Consider the following 16,730-nt stretch of genomic DNA (forward strand, 5'->3'; position numbering starts at 1 on the left):
TCTAATTAAAAATTTTATTTCGAGTAAAGCTCAACTACTAATTGTTCATTAGCAATCAAAGGTACATCTGCTCTTTCCGGTATTTGAACAAAGGTTCCGGATAAAGAAGCTTTATCAACTGTTAACCAGCTATATGTATGATCTTTTACTCTTTTAAGTGAATTATGGATTGCATCCAGTTTTTTGCTTTGATCTTTTATCTGTATGGCATCTCCTGCTCTTAACAGATAAGCCGGGATATCAACAAGAGAATTATTAACTAAAATATGTCTGTGTCTGATTAACTGTCTAGCCTGTTTACGTGATGATGCAAATCCTAATCTGTAAACAACGTTATCTAATCTTCTCTCTAACAGTTTAATAAGGTTTTCTCCTGGAATTCCTTTTTGACTATTAGCCTTTTTATAATAATTTCTAAACTGAGTTTCCAACAAACCATATATTCTTTTAATTTTTTGTTTCTCTCTTAGCTGAACTCCGTATTCAGAAACCTTAGCTCTTCTGGAAAGCCCGTGTTGTCCGGGTGGATAATTTCTTTCTTCAAGCGGACATTTTTCAGTAAAACACTTTTGTCCTTTAAGGAAAAGTTTCTGTCTTTCTCTTCTACATAACTTACAAACTGAATCAGTGTATCTTGCCATTTAGTTAATCTCCATAAATTAAACTCTTCTTTTCTTTGGTGGTCTGCATCCATTATGAGGAATTGGAGTAACATCCTTGATTGATGAGATAGTTAATCCTGCAGTGTGTAATGCTCTTATAGCTGCTTCTCTACCTGAGCCTGGTCCTTTAACAAAAACATCTATTTTTCTCATTCCTAAATCATAAGCTTCTTTGGCAGCAGCTTCTGCTGAAACTTGTGCAGCAAACGGAGTGTTTTTTCTTGACCCCTTAAATCCATTTTTACCTGCAGATGACCATGAGACAGTATTTCCGTAAATATCTGTAATAGTAACCAGAACATTATTAAAAGTTGCTTTAATATGTGCAACACCATTAGAATCTACGTGAGTTTTTTTCTTAACTTTTTTTACAGTTTTAGCCAATGCTTAATCCTCCGTGTATCAAATATTATTTCTTAGTAGGTACTTTTTTCTTACCAGCAACAGTTCTTCTTTTACCTTTTCTGGTTCTAGAATTTGTTCTTGTACGTTGACCTCTGACAGGTAAACTTTTACGATGTCTGATACCGCGGTAAGACCCAATATCCATCAATCTTTTAATATTCTGCTGCACTTCAGAACGCAAAGCTCCTTCAACACGATAATCTGCAGTGATAACTGCTCTTATTTCTGCAATCTCTTCATCAGTCAGTTCCGCAACTTTTTTAAGCGGATTAACTTTAGCTTTTTCTAAAATCTGTGCAGCTACAAATTCACCAATACCATAAATGTATTGTAAACCGTATAACACCTTTTTATTTTTTGGTAAATCAACTCCAGCTATACGAGCCAATGATATACTCCTTTGTTTTTAACCTTGTCTTTGTTTGTGTTTAGGGTTTTTGCAAATAACTCTTACAACACCCTTGCGTTTAATAATTTTACATTTATCGCAAATCTTTTTTACAGAAGCTCTGACTTTCATTTTGCTTATTCCTATTTATACCTGTAGGTAATTCTGCCTTTTGTTAAATCGTACGGAGAAAGTTCTATAGAGACCTTATCTCCAATCAAAATTTTTATAAAGTGCATTCTCATTTTACCGGAAATATGTGCTAGTATTTCATGTCCATTATCAAGTTTAACTCTAAAAGTTGCATTTGGTAATGTATCTGTAATTATACCGTCTATTTTAATTGGACCTTGTTTTGCCATCTAACAAACTGTTAAGATTTCCGGCTTATTATTATTTATTAAAACTGTATGTTCAAAATGTGCTGATGTTGATCCATCTGATGTTAAAATTGTCCATTTATCATTTGCAGTTAAAACATCATACTTTCCGGCATTAACCATTGGTTCAATTGCTAAAGTCATTCCGTTTTTTAATTTGGGACCTGTGCCTTTTTTCCCAAAATTCGGGATTGACGGTTCTTCGTGTAAATATTTTCCTACGCCATGACCACACAGATCTCTGACTACCGAAAAACCATTTGCTTCAACATATTTCTGAACTGCAAATGAAATATCATGAACCCGATTTCCATCAATTGCCTGTTCAATACCAAGATATAAAGAACGCTCCGTTACTTCCATCAATTTTTTCTTTTCATCGCTAACTTCACCAATCGCAACGCTTAATGCAGCATCACCAAAGTAACCATTTTTAACAACACCAATATCAATAGAAATCAGATCACCATCTTTCAAAACTCTAAAACCAGGAATACCATGAACAACCTCTTCATTAACTGAAGTACAAATTGAACCTGGATAATCAGGTGCCCCACCTTGTGAATACCCTTTAAAAGCCGGTCTTGCATCATTACTTAAAATATAATCTTCAGCTATTCTGTCCAGTTCTAAAGTTGTAATCCCCACTTTAACATTTACTTTAAGAAGCTGAAGTGTTTCTGCAACAATTTTACAGCTTTCTCTTATGTAATCAATCTCTTTTTTAGATTTAATTAAAATCACGAAAAACTATCTACGACCTTTAACCTTACCGGATTTCATAAATCCATCATAATGTCTCATCAATAAATGAGATTCGATCTGTTGTAAAGTATCTAATGCAACACCAACAACAATCAATAAACTTGTTCCGCCAAAAAACTGTGCAAAATTGCTCGAAACTCCCCAACCAGCAACAAATGCTGGAAGTATTGCAATAATTGCCAGAAAGATAGAACCAGGTAAAGTAATCTTTGTTAAAATATTATCAATAAAATCAGAGGTTTGCTTTCCGGGTCTGATACCAGGAATAAAACCACCTTGCTTCTTCATATTATCAGCAACATCTTTTGGATTAAATGCAATTGCTGTATAAAAATATGTAAAGAATATAATCATCAACGCATAGAAAAATGAATAAATTGGTGATGTAAATACAAAGTATCTTGCAAGATTTTGCAAAAACTCATTGTCAGGGAAAAATGATAAAACTGTCCCGGGTATAAACATTATAGACTGTGCGAAAATTATGGGCATTACACCAGCAGTATTAACTCTTAATGGAATATATTGAGTTACTCCGCCGTAAACTTTTCTTCCAACAACTCTTTTTGCATACTGTACAGGAATTTTTCTTGTACCTTGAGTTACAAGAACAACACCTGCAATAATAAAAAACATAAAAGCTAAAATTATTATCTCGATTATTATTGACCTTTGTCCTGCTGAAATCAACTGATATTCCTCATGAACAGCAACCGGGAACCGTGCTATAATACCAATAAAGATTATAAGAGAAATTCCATTGCCAATTCCTTTATCGGTAATCTGTTCACCCATCCACATCATAAACATAGTGCCTGAAGTTAGAATAATAATGGTAGACATAACCCAGCCAAAGCCCTGAACTGGTTCTGGAACAATAGGTGTTCCCTGAACATTAATATTCAGCAATCTTATTGTAACTCCCCAAGCCTGCATTGCAGAAATAATAACTGTCAAATACCTGGTAAGTTGGGTAATTTTCTTCCTTCCTTCTTCACCTTCCTGTTGCAATTTCTGAAAGTACGGTACAACAGCACCCATTAGCTGTAAGATAATTGATGCAGAAATGTACGGCATAATACCAAGAGCAAAAATTGCTGCATTTGAAAATGCACCACCTACAAAAAGATCAAATAATCCGAAAAGATTATCTGAAGAAGCATTTTTCATACTCTCGGATAATAAAACCGTATCCACTCCGGGAATAGTTAAATGTGAACCAAGTCTAACAATAATCAGTATAGACAGTGTGTAAATAATCCGCTGTCTGAGTTCATTGATTTTGAAAATATTTCTAAAAGTATCTGTAAATCTTGACATTTGTATTAACTAAATCTTAGTGATAGAGCCACCAGCTGCTTCAATTTTTTGTTGAGCTGATTTACTGAAATCATTAACTGTTAAATCGAGTTTAGTTTTTATATCGCCTTTGCCTAAAACCTTAATTGGTTTTTTTGTACTCGAAACCAATCCCAGCTTTTTAAGTTCTTGAGCATTTAATTTCTGATCTGTAATCTTATTAAGATCAACTAACTTCTGTAATGCGTTCAAATTAACTACCTGATACTCAACTTTAAAGATATTTGTAAATCCAAATTTTGGTATTCTTCTTTGTAAAGGCATCTGTCCGCCTTCAAACCAGGCTTTATGTTTTGCACCTGATCTTGAGAGCTGACCATTTCTACCCCTTGTAGATTGCTGCCCGTGTCCGGAGCCTTCGCCTCGCCCGACTCTTTTACGATTTTTTTTAGAACCTTTTGCGTATTTAAGATTACTTAGAATGTCCATTATAAACCTTATTAATCTTTTAATTCTTCAACTTTTACTAGATGAACTACTTTCTTAATCATACCTCTTATTTGCGGAGTATCATTATGAATTTTTTGCCAATTTGGTCTTCCTAATCCTAAAGCTTCAATAGTAGCTTTTTGATTTTTTGGTCTATCAATCACGCTTCTTGTTTGTGTTATTTTAATTTTTCCCATTATATCCTCAGTTAGAAGAAATGAACAAATCTTTTACGGTGATGCCTCTTTTACTTGCCATTTTTCTCGCATCAATTTGCTGCATTAAACCATTAAGTGTTGCTTTAACCTGATTATGAGGATTGCTAGATCCCAGTGATTTAGTAAGGATATCGGTTATTCCTGCAGCCTCTAATACAGCTCTTACTCCGCCGCCGGCGATAAGACCGGTACCAGGAGATGCAGGTTTTAATAAAACCTTTCCAGCGCCAAATTTTCCTAAGATTTCATGCGCTACTGTTCCTTTAATAATAGAAACCTTAACAACATTTTTTTTGGCATCATCAATTCCTTTAGAAATAGCGTCGGTAACTTCATTAGCTTTTCCAAGCCCAACTCCAACAACACCATTACCATTTCCAACAACGACTATTGCGTTAAAACTGAATCTTCGCCCACCTTTAACAACTTTAGCAACTCTGTTAATGTGAACAACTTTTTCTTTAAGTCCTTCAGTCTCAGTTGATTTTACAGCTTTCAAATAAACTCCAAACAATCATTAATTAAAAAAAAATTTCTAAACACTTTGGCTGCCGGAAGAGGACTCGAACCTCTACAGACGCCTCCAAAGGGCGTAGTCCTGCCATTAGACGATCCGGCAATTATCAGAATTTTAAACCTGCCTCACGGGCTCCTTCTGCAACAGCCTGAATTCTGCCGTGATATTTGTAACCGTTACGATCAAAAACAACACTTGATATTTTCTTTTCCAATGCTTTTCTTGCCACCAGATTTCCTACCAGTTTACTTTTGGAAATTTTACCTTTGGCATTTTTAATTTCTTCGATTAATTCTTTTGATAATGAAGAAGCAGCAACTAAAGTATTTCCGGTAGCATCATCAATTATCTGTGCATAAACCTGATTTAAACTTCTATAAACAGAAAGTCTGGGCATTTCAGATGTACCAGATATTTTTTTTCTTAATCTGGTCTTTGATCTTAATCTTAAATTATTATTTTTCTTAATCATATTACTCTTTAACTCCGTTAGAATTACTTACCAGCAGTTTTACCAGCTTTTCTTAAAATTTGTTCACCAGAGTATTTAATTCCTTTTCCTTTATACGGCTCTGGTTTTCTTATTGATCTTAGTTTTGCTGCAACCTGTCCAACTAACTGTTTATCTATTCCTGATATCACAATCTGAGTTTGAGTTGGAGTTTCGATTTTAATTTCAGCAGGCGGCATGAAATAAATCGGATGCGAGTAACCCATATTTAACAGCAGATTAGTTCCTTTAAGTTCTACTCTGTATCCAACTCCAACAATATCTAGAACTTTCTTATACCCAGAAGTTACACCAATAATCATATTCTGTACTAATGCACGTGTTAAGCCATGCAAAGCTTTGTTTGTTTTCTGATCATCAGGTCTTTTAACTTCAAGATTAGAATCTTTCAGCTCCAACTTCATATTGGGATGAATAGCTCTTTGAAGCTCTCCTTTGGGACCTTTAATTTTAACAATACTACCATCAATGGTAACTGTTACCCCTTTAGGGATTTCAATTATTTTTTTACCGATTCTAGACACTTTTTTACTCCATCAAAAATTACCAAATGTAGCAAATTACTTCACCACCAATTGACTGATTTCTAGCTTCTTTATCAGTCATCAATCCTTTAGAAGTTGAAATTACTGCAGTACCCAGGCCATTTAAAACTCTGGGCAGTTTTTCGGAATCCTTATAAATTCTTAAACCCGGTTTGCTGATTCTTTTCAAACCAGTAATAGCAGAAGACCCATCTCTGTATTTTAAATGAATTTTAATAACATTTTGTTTAGCATCTTCAATCAAAGAAAAATCGTGGATATAATTTTCTCTTTTAAGAATTTCAGCTAACCCTACTTTCATCTTTGAAGCAGGAATTTCTACTCTTAGTTTTTTTGCTTTAGCAGCATTTCCAATTCTAACTAAAAAATCTGATATCGGATCAGTAACTGGCATATTATTATACTCCTACCAACTTGATTTCTTTAAACCCGGAATTTCACCTCTAAGGGCCATTTCCCTCAGAACCAATCTGGAAACACCAAATTTTCTGTAGTATGATCTACCACGACCGGTAAACATACAACGGTTTTTTATTCTAACCGGAGATGAATTTCTTGGCAATTTCTGAAGCGCATCGTAATCACCTTTTTCTTTAAGCTCTTCTCTAAGTTTTTTATACTTATCATAAAGTTTTCTTCTTTTAGCATCACGTGCAATAATACTTAATCTTGCCATTAAATCTCCTTTTATTCCTTATTTGACTTCTTTTTTTCTAAATGGAAAACCAAAAGCTTTCAGCAATTCAAAAGCTTCGTTATCAGTATGAGCCGTTGTTACAATTGTTATATCCATACCCATAACGCGGGTTATTTTATCAACATTAATTTCCGGAAAAATAATTTGTTCTTTAACTCCAAGAGTATAATTACCTCTTCCATCAAAAGATTTATCAGATAATCCTCTAAAATCTCTAACGCGCGGTAAAGCAACATTGATCAGTCTGTCTAAAAACTCATACATTCTATCTCTTCGTAAAGTTACCATTGCACCTATGTTTACATTTTCACGCAATTTAAAATTAGAGATAGCTTTTCTGGATTTTCTAACACTCACTTTTTGTCCGGTAATTGCTTCAAGCTCTTTTACAGCTTCATCCATAATTTTTTGATCAGCTACAGCAGCGCCTACTCCCATATTTACAACAATCTTATTAAGACTTGGAACCTGCATTATGCTTTTGTAATTAAATGTTTTTACTAGCGCTGGAATAATTTCCTTTTTATAGATTTCACCAAGTCTTGGTGTAATTCTAATTTCTTTTACCTGCTTAGCCGGCGCTTCTTTGCCAGTTGATTTTGGCTTAGCTTCTTTTTCTGTTTTTTTCGTTTTCTTTTCAGCCATTTTAATAAACTCTGTTAAATTTCATTAAGGAATCATTTCGCCGGATGCTCTGCTAATCCTGGCAATTTTCTTTTTACCTGTTTTGTCATCCAAAATAATTTTTGATCCAATTCTAGTTGGCTCATTAGTTTTTGGATCCAAGATCATAACGTTCGAAATATGAATTGGTGCTTCCTTTTCCTGAATCCCACCTTGAGGTGAACGCTGAGTAGGTTTAGTATGTTTTTTACGAAGGTTAATACCTTCAACTATCAAACGTAAAGTTTTCGGAAACACTTTTAATACTTTTCCGGTTTTCCCTTTATCATTACCGGCAATAACTATTACATTATCATTTTTTCTGATTTTCATTTATTCGTAAATCCTTATATAACTTCTGGAGCTAAAGAAACAATCTTCATAAATTGTCTCTCTCTTAATTCTCTGGCAACTGGTCCAAAAATACGTGTACCTTTTGGTTCATTCTGATTATTTATCAGAACAACAGCATTTTCATCAAATCTAATATATGAACCATCTTTTCTTCTAACTTCTTTTTTTGTTCTGACAATAACTGCTCGCGAAACCTCACCTTTCTTAACTGTACCATTAGGCATTGCTGTTTTAACAGAAACAACAATAGTATCGCCCAAAGTTGCATATCTTCTATCGCTTCCACCAAGTACGCGGATACATCTAACTCTTTTTGCTCCTGAATTATCAGCAGCAATCAAATTGGTTTCTTCCTGAATCATCTCTCTATATCTCCTTACTTGGCTTTTTCAACAATTTCTACAAGTCGCCATCTTTTATTCTTGCTAAGAGGGCGTGTTTCCATAATTTTAACTTTGTCACCCAAAGCACATTCTTGTTTTGCATCGTGTGCCATTAGTTTTGTGGTCTTCTTAAAAAACTTCTTATAAATAGGATGAGGAACTCTTCTTTCAATTGCAACCGTAATTGTTTTGTCCATTTTATTGCTAATGACAACACCAACTCTGGTTTTTCTTAATGCGCGTTCTGTCATTTTAAGAATTAGCTCCTTCCTTCGAAGTTTGTTGAGCTGTTTTTTCAGCTCTTTGTCTTTCACCCAAAATTGTTTTCATTCTTGCAATTTCTTTTCTTGCAATTTTAAGTTTAGCTGTATTATTCAATTGTTTAAGTTCGTGAGAAAACCGAAGATCAACAATATTTTTTTCTTCTTCTTCAATTCTTCTAACAAGCTCATCACTTGTCATTTCTTTAATTTCATATAATTTCATAATAAATAATTCTCTGTTTATTCGTAATCAGGTCTACTAACAACTTTGGTTTTAATAGGTAATTTGTAAGAACAAGTTTTAAGTGCTTCATTAGCAAGTTCCTTGGAAACACCAGCAACTTCAAACATAATTCTACCGGGTCTAATAACTGCTACCCAAAATTCAGGTGCACCTTTACCTTTACCCATTCTTGTTTCAAGTGGTTTTTTGGAAACAGGTTTATCAGGAAAAATTCTAATCCACACCTTTCCATCTCTTTTCATTTTTCTGGTTAACGCCACACGACAGGCTTCAATTTGTCTGTTGGTTATCCAGGCTGGTTCTAAAGCTTTAAGCCCAAAATCACCAAAGGAAACGGCACTGCCTCTATAAGCTTTACCAGCTCGTCTTCCTCTTTGTGATTTTCTAAACTTTACTCTTTTAGGCATTAACATAAGAAAAACTCCTGATCGATTTTAATCTGTAACTCTTTTGCCAAGTATTTCACCGCGGCAAATCCAAACTTTAATTCCAATAGAGCCATAAATAGTTTCAGCTCTGCCATTAGCATAATCAATATCTGCTCTGATAGTATGAAGTGGAATTCGTCCTTCTTTATACTGTTCAGTTCTTGCCATTTCAGCACCGCCAAGTCTTCCAGAGCACATAATTCTAATACCTTCGGCACCCATTCTCATTGCAGCAGTGATAGATGTTTTCATGGCTCTTCTAAATGAAACTCTACCAGCTAACTGACTGGCAATATTTTCAGCAACAAGCTGTGCATCAAGCTCGGGTCTTTTGATTTCTGATATCTGAACCTTTACATCTTTGCCAGTTACTCTTTTTAATTCTTCTTCAAGCTGAGTAATTTCCTTACCACTTTTACCAATTACGACACCTGGTCTGGAAGTATGAATTGTCAAAATAATATTCTTAGATGTTCGATCAATTACTATTCTTGAGATACCAGCTTTTTTAAGTCTGTTTCTGACATAAGTTCGTAACTGTTCATCTCCTTTTAGTTTAACAGAATAACTTTTGTTCTCATACCAGTTAGAATCCCATCCTCTTATGATTCCAACTCTAAATCCAACAGGGTTTGTCTTTTGTCCCAAAAATATATCTCCTTACTTAATCTTTACTTGCTACAACAACGGTAAGATGACAGGATCTTTTTCTGATTCTGTATGCTCTACCCATAGGTGCAGGTGAAATTCTTTTAATTGTTGGTCCTTGATTTACAAATACTTCTTTTACATATAAATCCTGAGGTTCAACTCTAGTTGCATCATCAGAGTTCATCAGATTAGCAACAGCAGATCTTAAAGTTTTTTCTGCATCTTTTGATGAATGCTTGGCTGAAAAATGAAGCACTTCAAGAGCTTTGTCAACCTGCATACCTCTTATTAGATCAATCACCAATCTCATTTTTCTGGGTGATGAACTGATAAACCTATTTATTGCTTTAGCTTCCATTAATCTCAAATCCTATTTTTATGCTTTTGCGGCTTTCTCTGCCTTTGTTCCAGGATGTCCTCTAAAAATTCTGGTTGGAGCAAACTCACCAAGTTTATGTCCTACCATATTTTCAGTTATATAAACCGGAATCATTTTATTACCGTTATGTACTGCAATAGTGTGTCCAACAAATTCCGGAAAAATTGTTGACGCGCGGGACCAGGTTTTAATTATTTTTTTCTGATTTGTTTCGTTAAGTTTTTTAATTTTTTCACCTAACTTGTAATCAAGAAAAGGACCTTTTTTTACGGATCTTGGCATAAATTACTCTCTAATTACTACTTACGTCTTTTAATAATAAATTTATTTGAACCTTTTTTTCTTTTTCTGGTTTTTAAGCCTTTAGCTTTTTGACCCCATGGAGATACCGGATGACCACCACCGGAAGTTTTTCCTTCGCCACCACCCATCGGATGATCAACTGGATTCATAGCAACACCTCTGACTCTTGATCTCCTGCCTAACCAGCGGCTTCTACCTGCTTTTCCTAAGTTGATATTTTCGTGTTCTGCATTTCCAATAACTCCATAAGTAGCCATACATTCTAATCTAATCATTCTGACTTCACCTGAAGGCATCTTCAACTGAGCATAATCACCTTCTTTAGCCATCAACTGAAGTGAGACTCCAGCGCTACGTCCTAACTGACCGCCTTTACCTGGTTTTATTTCCACATTGTGAATAAAACTTCCTAATGGCATTTCTTTTAACGGTAAGGCATTTCCAATCTGAATATCACTGCCAGGTCCAGAGACAACTTTTTGTCCGACTTTTAAACCATCGGGGGCAAGAATATATTTCTTCTCTCCATCAGCATAATGTAATAATGCAATTCTACAAGTTCTGTTAGGATCATATTCAATCGAAAAAACTTTTGCAGGTACACCTGTTTTGTTTCTTTTAAAATCTATAACTCTGTATCTTCTTTTATGACCACCACCAACAAATCTTGTTGTCATATGTCCAAGATTATTTCTTCCGCCAGATTTTTTGAGAGAAACTGTCAAAGATTTTTCAGGAGTAGATTTTGTAATTTCTTCAAATGAATAATTTGATCTAAATCTTGTTCCCGGAGTAGTTGGTTTTAAAATTTTTATTGCCATAATAAAATCCTGTTTCCTGCGCTATACTTGCTCAAATAATTCAATAGTCTCTCCCTCTTTAAGAGTTACTATAGCTTTTTTAGTTCTGGGGGTTTTACCTTCAAACCGCCCTCTTTTTCTAAATTGCGATTTCATCTTACCTGGATGATTCATTGTTGTAACATCAATAACATGAACATTAAACTTTTTTTCAATAGCTTTTTTTATCTCAATTTTATTAGCGTTTGGATTTACTAAAAACCCATACTTACCAGCTTGAGCAGCGCTAATATTTGTCATTTTCTCAGTAATAAGAGGTTTAACTAAAATCTGATTCATACTAATTCACCGCCTCTTCAGTTTCTTTTGCTGAAAATGTATCTTCAATAACTTTTACAGCACTTTTTTGTAAAAGCAGCACCTGGTTATTCAAAAGATCATAGGTTGAAGCTTTTGAAGCTTCAAGAACTTTTACCTTTGGAATATTTCTTCCAGATTTGAAGATATTTAAATTATTTGCATCTGTAAGTAAAAGAACTTTCTTACCTTCAACTTTCAATGCACTTAATATCTTAACAAATTCTTTTGTCTTTGGCTTATCAATAGAAAAGTCTTCAACAACAACAAGTTGTTCATCTTTCACTTTATAACTTAAAGCAGATTTACGGGCTAGTCTTTTAACTTTTTTAGGAAGATCCTGCCTGTAATCTCTTGGTCGAGGTCCAAAGATCGTTCCACCACCAACCCATAGTGGTGATCTGGATGTACCAGCTCTTGCACCGCCACGACCCTTTTGTTTCCAGGGCTTTTTCCCTCCGCCACTCACCTCACCACGCTCTTTAGTTTTATGTGTGCCTTGTCTTTGATTCGCAAGATATGCTTTTACTGAAAGATAAATTGCATGATCGTTAGGTTCAATTGCAAATATGCTATCAGCAAGAGTGATCTTTTCTTTTGATTTTGAACCGTCAATTTTAAAAACATCAAGTGTCATTTTTATTACCGAATTACTTCTTAATCAATTCTAAAATGCTGTTTACTGCCCCTGGTACTGCACCTTTAACAAATATCAGATTTTGCTCAGGTAGTACTTTAACTACCTTAAGTCCTGATACAGTTACATTTTCATTTCCCATCCTACCAGCCATACGCTGTCCTTTAAAAACTCTTGATGGGTATGAACTGGCACCGATTGAACCTGGAGCTCTTAATCTATCGCTCTGACCGTGAGAGGTACCACCGACACCGCCAAAGTTATGACGTCTCATAACGCCTTGAAAGCCTTTTCCTTTATTTCTTCCTCTGACTTTAATTTTCTCACCTTCGACAAAAAAATCAGCTCCTAATTGATCGCCGATCTTATAATCACCAACATTAAAACTTCTAAACTCTTTAAGTAATTTTGAGGGTGAAACTCCACTACTTTTAAACTGACCTGCCAGCGGCTTTGAAGTATGTTTTTCTTTTCTTTCACCAAAAGATAACTGTAAAGCTTCATAACCATTTTTATCTTTGGTCTTAATACTAACTACTTTACAAGGACCAGCTTGAATAATAGTTACAGGAATTATTTCTCCGTCGTTACCGAAGACATTAGACATTCCCAATTTTTTTCCAATTATGCCAGACATCTTATCTCCAAAAATTCATTAAAGCTTAATTTCAATATCAACACCCGCAGGAATATCAAGCTTACTTAAAGAATCTACGGTCTTGTTGTTTGAGTTGTGAATATCAATTATTCTTTTATGTGCTCTGGTTTCAAATTGTTCTCTAGATTTTTTATCAACATGAGGAGAACGTAAAACTGTATATACAGTTTTCTTAGTTGGAAGCGGTATTGGACCAGAAACTACGGCACCAGTACTTCTTACAGTTTTAATAATCTTCTCAGTAGATTTATCAATCAATATGTGATCGTACGATTTCAATTTTATTCTTATTTTCTGACCGGGCACTTAATCAACTCCTTTTATTTATTTAATAGGAAAAGGAAGTATTTACTCCCTTTTTCAGAGCAATACTATTCTTATGCAATAATTTTTGTTACAACACCTGAACCTACTGTTCTGCCACCTTCACGAATAGCAAATCTTAATTTTTCTTCCATAGCAATAGGTGCAATAAGTTCAATAGATAATCTTACATTATCACCAGGCATAACCATTTCTGTACCTTCAGGCAAAGTAGCAACACCTGTAACGTCGGTTGTTCTGAAATAGAACTGTGGTCTGTAACCATTAAAGAATGGTGTATGTCTTCCGCCTTCATCTTTTGAAAGGATATAAACTTCGCCTTCAAATTTTGTATGAGGAGTAATTGATCCTGTTTTTGCAAGAACCATTCCTCTTTCAATTTCATTTTTATCAACACCTCTTAATAAGATACCTGCATTATCTCCAGCTAAAGCTGAATCTAATTCTTTTCTAAACATCTCAATACCGGTAACAACTGTTTTCTTGTGTAATCCAAGACCAATCAATTCAACTTCTTCCTGAATCTTAACTTGTCCTCTTTCTACTCTACCAGTTGCAACAGTTCCGCGGCCAGTAATTGAAAATACGTCCTCAACCGGCATCAAGAAAGGTTTGTCAGTGCTTCTTTCAGGAATAGGAATGTAGTTATCAACTGCATCCATAAGTTCCCATATACAATTATATCTTGGATCACTAGGATCTGCATTAGATGCACCAGCCTCTAATGCCTGGAGAGCTGAGCCTTTAATAATTGGAATTTCATCACCGGGAAACTCATACTGAGTTAACAAGTCTCTTAATTCTACTTCAACTAATTCAATCAACTCAGGGTCATCAACCATATCTACCTTATTCATAAATACAACTATTCTTGGAACGCCTACCTGTCTTGCTAAAAGGATATGTTCTCTGGTTTGAGGCATCGGTCCATCAGTTGCAGCAACCACTAAAATCGCACCATCCATCTGAGCGGCACCTGTGATCATATTTTTAACATAATCTGCGTGACCAGGACAATCCACGTGTGCATAGTGGCGATTAGCAGTTGAATATTCTACGTGTGATGTTGCAATCGTGATACCTCTTTCTCTTTCCTCAGGTGCATTATCAATACTATCAAAAGATCTAACCTGTGATAAACCTTTCTTTGCTAGTGCCATTGTAATAGCTGCTGTCAAAGTAGTTTTACCATGATCTACGTGACCGATTGTACCAATGTTAACGTGAGGTTTACTTCTATCAAATTTTTCTTTAGCCATCGAATTCTCCTTTTATAATTTTTCTTTTTGTTTTATTTCAATTATTAATTTACTGTTGTCTTTTTTCCTAAGGATTTTTCAGAAATTTCTTCAGCAATTGCTTTAGGTACTGCAGAGTAATGATCAAACTGCATTGAATAGATTGCTCTACCCTGACTCATTGATCTTAATATCGTAGCATATCCAAACATCTCCGATAAAGGTACATTTGCTTTTATCACCTGAGCATCTTTTCGAGCTGAAAATCCTTCAATTTTTCCTCTTCTTGAATTAAGATCTCCCATAACATCTCCTAAATATTCTTCAGGAGTAACTACCTCAACAGCCATAATTGGTTCAAGCAAAACCGGGTTTGCTTTTTTTGCCCCTGCCTGAAATGCCATTGAACCTGCTACCCTGAATGAAATCTCATCAGAATCGACATCATGATAAGAACCATCATATAGTTTTGCTTTAACATCTACCATCGGAAAACCGGCAATTATTCCATTTTTCATCGCATCCTGAATTCCTTGAGAAACAGCGGGAATATATTCTTTCGGAACAACACCTCCAACAATACCATTAATAAACTCATAGCCTTTCCCTGGTTCATTGGGTAAAAGCTCAATCCACACATGTCCAAATTTTCCACGACCGCCTGATTGCTTTACAAACTTGCCTTCTGCTTGAACTCTTTGAGTTATAGTTTCTCTGTAAGCGACTTGTGGCTTGCCAATATTAGCTTCAACTTTAAACTCTCTTTTCATCCTGTCAACAAGAATTTCAAGATGTAATTCTCCCATACCACTGATTAAAGTTTGACCGGTTTCTTCATCAACTTTAATTTTAAAAGTTGGGTCCTCATCGGCAAGTTTAGTCAAAGAATCGGATAATTTATCCTGATCAGCTTTTGTTTTTGGCTCAATAGCAATCTGAATAACTGGTTCAGGGAAAGAAATTTTTTCTAAAACTATCGGATCATGTTCATCACACAATGTGTCGCCGGTTCTGGTATATCTTAGACCAACAGCTGCTGCTATATCACCAGCCTTTACCTCAGAAATTTCTTCTCTATGGTTTGCATGCATTCTGAGTAATCTGCTGATTCTTTCTTTCTTACCACTAACCGAATTAAAAATATATGATCCTGATTTTAATATACCAGAATAAACTCTAAAGAATGTTAATTTACCAACATAAGGGTCATTCATAATTTTGAAAGCTAAAGCAGTAAATTTCTCGTTTTCATCAACTTTTCGTTTAACTGTATCAAGCAATCCAATATGATGAGCTTCAATCTCCGGAAAATCCATTGGAGATGGTAAAAAATCAACAACAGAGTCCAATAATTTCTGTACACCTTTATTTTTAAACGAAGAACCACAAAGAACTGGGATTATCTTTAACTCAATTGTTGCTTTTCTAAGTACATTCTTTATCTCATCAGCACCAATTTCTTTACCTTCTAAATATTTTTCAAGCAAAGTATCATCAACATCAGACACTGCTTCCAACATTTGAGTTCTGAATTTTGATGCAATCTCTAACAGATCTTTTGGAATATCAATTTCATCATAAGAAGTACCGAATGAGCCCTCATGATACATTCTTGCATTAAATTGGATTAAATCAATAATACCAACAAATAAATCACCTTCGCCGATTGGCAAACAAACTGGTATAGCATTGGCACCAAGTCGTTCTTTCATCATATTAACTGCATTGTAAAAATCTGCACCTGTCCTATCCATTTTATTTACAAATGCAATTCGGGGAACTCCATATTTATCTGCTTGTCTCCAAACAGCTTCTGACTGTGGCTCGACACCGCCAACAGCACAAAAAAGTGCAACGGCTCCATCTAAAACTCTTAAAGATCTTTCAACTTCAACTGTAAAGTCAACGTGTCCAGGCGTATCAATAATATTAATCTGATGATCATTCCAAAAGCAAGTAGTTGCAGCACTGGTTATAGTGATACCTCGTTCTTTTTCCTGCTCCATCCAATCCATTGTTGCAGCACCATCGTGAACTTCTCCAATACGATGTAATTTACCTGTGTAGAATAAAATCCTTTCCGTAGTAGTCGTCTTACCAGCATCTATGTGAGCCATTATACCAATATTTCGAACCTTATTTATTTTAACTTTACCAGTCATCAAACTCTAT

At 35.0% G+C, this 16,730-nt stretch carries 30 protein-coding genes and 1 tRNA gene; all 31 read right to left on the reverse strand.

All coding sequences use genetic code 11. The features are described 5' to 3' along the window. Window positions 1-14: 14 nt before the first annotated feature. The 31 genes from rpsD to fusA all read right to left on the reverse strand — a co-directional run bounded on the left by rpsD (window position 15) and on the right by fusA (window position 16,720). Window positions 15-641, reverse strand: coding sequence for a 30S ribosomal protein S4 (rpsD, locus tag ROY99_14905; protein MDT3697671.1), 627 nt, complete (start codon window positions 639-641; stop codon window positions 15-17). A gap of 18 nt (window positions 642-659) precedes the next feature. Beyond that, on the reverse strand, window positions 660-1,046 hold the full coding sequence (gene rpsK / locus ROY99_14910; protein ID MDT3697672.1) for a 30S ribosomal protein S11: 387 nt from the start codon (window positions 1,044-1,046) through the stop codon (window positions 660-662). Window positions 1,047-1,071: 25 nt separating this feature from the next. Continuing rightward, window positions 1,072-1,455, reverse strand: coding sequence for a 30S ribosomal protein S13 (rpsM, locus tag ROY99_14915; protein MDT3697673.1), 384 nt, complete (start codon window positions 1,453-1,455; stop codon window positions 1,072-1,074). A gap of 18 nt (window positions 1,456-1,473) precedes the next feature. Then, a complete protein-coding gene (gene rpmJ, locus ROY99_14920) occupies window positions 1,474-1,587 on the reverse strand; it encodes a 50S ribosomal protein L36 (protein MDT3697674.1) in 114 nt (37 codons plus the stop codon). A gap of 11 nt (window positions 1,588-1,598) precedes the next feature. After that, the gene (gene infA, locus ROY99_14925; protein MDT3697675.1) at window positions 1,599-1,817 is read right to left on the reverse strand and encodes a translation initiation factor IF-1; all 219 of its coding nucleotides are present in this window, start codon (window positions 1,815-1,817) and stop codon (window positions 1,599-1,601) included. After that, window positions 1,818-2,579: a type I methionyl aminopeptidase gene (gene map, locus ROY99_14930; protein MDT3697676.1), complete on the reverse strand. Its 762-nt coding sequence runs from the start codon at window positions 2,577-2,579 to the stop codon at window positions 1,818-1,820. 6 nt (window positions 2,580-2,585) lie between these two features. Then, window positions 2,586-3,920, reverse strand: a complete 1,335-nt coding sequence (secY, locus tag ROY99_14935; GenBank protein MDT3697677.1) for a preprotein translocase subunit SecY — start codon at window positions 3,918-3,920, stop codon at window positions 2,586-2,588. Between the two features lie 9 nt (window positions 3,921-3,929). Continuing rightward, window positions 3,930-4,388 (reverse strand): 50S ribosomal protein L15, encoded by a 459-nt coding sequence (gene rplO, locus ROY99_14940; protein MDT3697678.1) that lies wholly within the window; start codon window positions 4,386-4,388, stop codon window positions 3,930-3,932. Between the two features lie 11 nt (window positions 4,389-4,399). Beyond that, a complete protein-coding gene (gene rpmD, locus ROY99_14945; protein MDT3697679.1) occupies window positions 4,400-4,585 on the reverse strand; it encodes a 50S ribosomal protein L30 in 186 nt (61 codons plus the stop codon). A gap of 7 nt (window positions 4,586-4,592) precedes the next feature. After that, window positions 4,593-5,105 carry a 30S ribosomal protein S5 gene (gene rpsE, locus ROY99_14950; GenBank protein ID MDT3697680.1) on the reverse strand — a complete coding sequence of 171 codons (513 nt, stop codon included), beginning with the start codon at window positions 5,103-5,105 and terminating at the stop codon, window positions 4,593-4,595. 46 nt (window positions 5,106-5,151) lie between these two features. Further along, window positions 5,152-5,225, reverse strand: a tRNA-Gln gene (locus ROY99_14955). A 4-nt stretch (window positions 5,226-5,229) separates the two neighbouring features. After that, complete coding sequence (gene rplR / locus ROY99_14960) at window positions 5,230-5,595, reverse strand: 50S ribosomal protein L18 (protein ID MDT3697681.1); 366 nt, start codon at window positions 5,593-5,595, stop codon at window positions 5,230-5,232. Window positions 5,596-5,618: 23 nt separating this feature from the next. Continuing rightward, window positions 5,619-6,158, reverse strand: a complete 540-nt coding sequence (rplF, locus tag ROY99_14965) for a 50S ribosomal protein L6 (GenBank protein ID MDT3697682.1) — start codon at window positions 6,156-6,158, stop codon at window positions 5,619-5,621. 19 nt (window positions 6,159-6,177) lie between these two features. Next, the gene (gene rpsH, locus ROY99_14970) at window positions 6,178-6,573 is read right to left on the reverse strand and encodes a 30S ribosomal protein S8 (GenBank protein MDT3697683.1); all 396 of its coding nucleotides are present in this window, start codon (window positions 6,571-6,573) and stop codon (window positions 6,178-6,180) included. A gap of 12 nt (window positions 6,574-6,585) precedes the next feature. Next, window positions 6,586-6,855 (reverse strand): 30S ribosomal protein S14, encoded by a 270-nt coding sequence (rpsN, locus tag ROY99_14975; protein MDT3697684.1) that lies wholly within the window; start codon window positions 6,853-6,855, stop codon window positions 6,586-6,588. A gap of 18 nt (window positions 6,856-6,873) precedes the next feature. Beyond that, window positions 6,874-7,521, reverse strand: coding sequence for a 50S ribosomal protein L5 (gene rplE / locus ROY99_14980; GenBank protein MDT3697685.1), 648 nt, complete (start codon window positions 7,519-7,521; stop codon window positions 6,874-6,876). 24 nt (window positions 7,522-7,545) lie between these two features. Continuing rightward, window positions 7,546-7,872 (reverse strand): 50S ribosomal protein L24, encoded by a 327-nt coding sequence (gene rplX / locus ROY99_14985; GenBank protein ID MDT3697686.1) that lies wholly within the window; start codon window positions 7,870-7,872, stop codon window positions 7,546-7,548. A gap of 14 nt (window positions 7,873-7,886) precedes the next feature. Beyond that, window positions 7,887-8,255, reverse strand: coding sequence for a 50S ribosomal protein L14 (gene rplN / locus ROY99_14990; protein MDT3697687.1), 369 nt, complete (start codon window positions 8,253-8,255; stop codon window positions 7,887-7,889). A gap of 14 nt (window positions 8,256-8,269) precedes the next feature. Beyond that, window positions 8,270-8,527, reverse strand: a complete 258-nt coding sequence (gene rpsQ / locus ROY99_14995) for a 30S ribosomal protein S17 (GenBank protein MDT3697688.1) — start codon at window positions 8,525-8,527, stop codon at window positions 8,270-8,272. Between the two features lies 1 nt (window position 8,528). Further along, window positions 8,529-8,762 carry a 50S ribosomal protein L29 gene (gene rpmC, locus ROY99_15000; protein ID MDT3697689.1) on the reverse strand — a complete coding sequence of 78 codons (234 nt, stop codon included), beginning with the start codon at window positions 8,760-8,762 and terminating at the stop codon, window positions 8,529-8,531. Between the two features lie 17 nt (window positions 8,763-8,779). Continuing rightward, window positions 8,780-9,196 carry a 50S ribosomal protein L16 gene (rplP, locus tag ROY99_15005; GenBank protein MDT3697690.1) on the reverse strand — a complete coding sequence of 139 codons (417 nt, stop codon included), beginning with the start codon at window positions 9,194-9,196 and terminating at the stop codon, window positions 8,780-8,782. A gap of 21 nt (window positions 9,197-9,217) precedes the next feature. Further along, on the reverse strand, window positions 9,218-9,859 hold the full coding sequence (gene rpsC, locus ROY99_15010) for a 30S ribosomal protein S3 (protein MDT3697691.1): 642 nt from the start codon (window positions 9,857-9,859) through the stop codon (window positions 9,218-9,220). Window positions 9,860-9,875: 16 nt separating this feature from the next. Next, entirely contained in the window at window positions 9,876-10,220 is a 345-nt protein-coding gene (gene rplV, locus ROY99_15015; GenBank protein MDT3697692.1) for a 50S ribosomal protein L22, read from the reverse strand. Between the two features lie 18 nt (window positions 10,221-10,238). Next, window positions 10,239-10,523 (reverse strand): 30S ribosomal protein S19, encoded by a 285-nt coding sequence (rpsS, locus tag ROY99_15020; GenBank protein ID MDT3697693.1) that lies wholly within the window; start codon window positions 10,521-10,523, stop codon window positions 10,239-10,241. 17 nt (window positions 10,524-10,540) lie between these two features. Further along, a complete protein-coding gene (gene rplB, locus ROY99_15025; GenBank protein ID MDT3697694.1) occupies window positions 10,541-11,365 on the reverse strand; it encodes a 50S ribosomal protein L2 in 825 nt (274 codons plus the stop codon). A gap of 21 nt (window positions 11,366-11,386) precedes the next feature. Continuing rightward, window positions 11,387-11,683, reverse strand: a complete 297-nt coding sequence (gene rplW, locus ROY99_15030) for a 50S ribosomal protein L23 (GenBank protein ID MDT3697695.1) — start codon at window positions 11,681-11,683, stop codon at window positions 11,387-11,389. Window position 11,684: 1 nt separating this feature from the next. Next, window positions 11,685-12,338 carry a 50S ribosomal protein L4 gene (gene rplD, locus ROY99_15035; protein MDT3697696.1) on the reverse strand — a complete coding sequence of 218 codons (654 nt, stop codon included), beginning with the start codon at window positions 12,336-12,338 and terminating at the stop codon, window positions 11,685-11,687. A gap of 13 nt (window positions 12,339-12,351) precedes the next feature. After that, the gene (gene rplC, locus ROY99_15040; GenBank protein MDT3697697.1) at window positions 12,352-12,975 is read right to left on the reverse strand and encodes a 50S ribosomal protein L3; all 624 of its coding nucleotides are present in this window, start codon (window positions 12,973-12,975) and stop codon (window positions 12,352-12,354) included. A gap of 18 nt (window positions 12,976-12,993) precedes the next feature. Continuing rightward, window positions 12,994-13,302, reverse strand: coding sequence for a 30S ribosomal protein S10 (gene rpsJ, locus ROY99_15045; protein ID MDT3697698.1), 309 nt, complete (start codon window positions 13,300-13,302; stop codon window positions 12,994-12,996). A gap of 71 nt (window positions 13,303-13,373) precedes the next feature. Continuing rightward, entirely contained in the window at window positions 13,374-14,579 is a 1,206-nt protein-coding gene (tuf, locus tag ROY99_15050) for an elongation factor Tu (GenBank protein ID MDT3697699.1), read from the reverse strand. Between the two features lie 44 nt (window positions 14,580-14,623). After that, window positions 14,624-16,720: an elongation factor G gene (gene fusA, locus ROY99_15055; GenBank protein ID MDT3697700.1), complete on the reverse strand. Its 2,097-nt coding sequence runs from the start codon at window positions 16,718-16,720 to the stop codon at window positions 14,624-14,626. Window positions 16,721-16,730: the final 10 nt, after the last annotated feature.

This window comes from Ignavibacterium sp. (assembly GCA_032027145.1).
Classification (GTDB): Bacteria; Bacteroidota; Ignavibacteria; order Ignavibacteriales; family Ignavibacteriaceae; genus IGN3.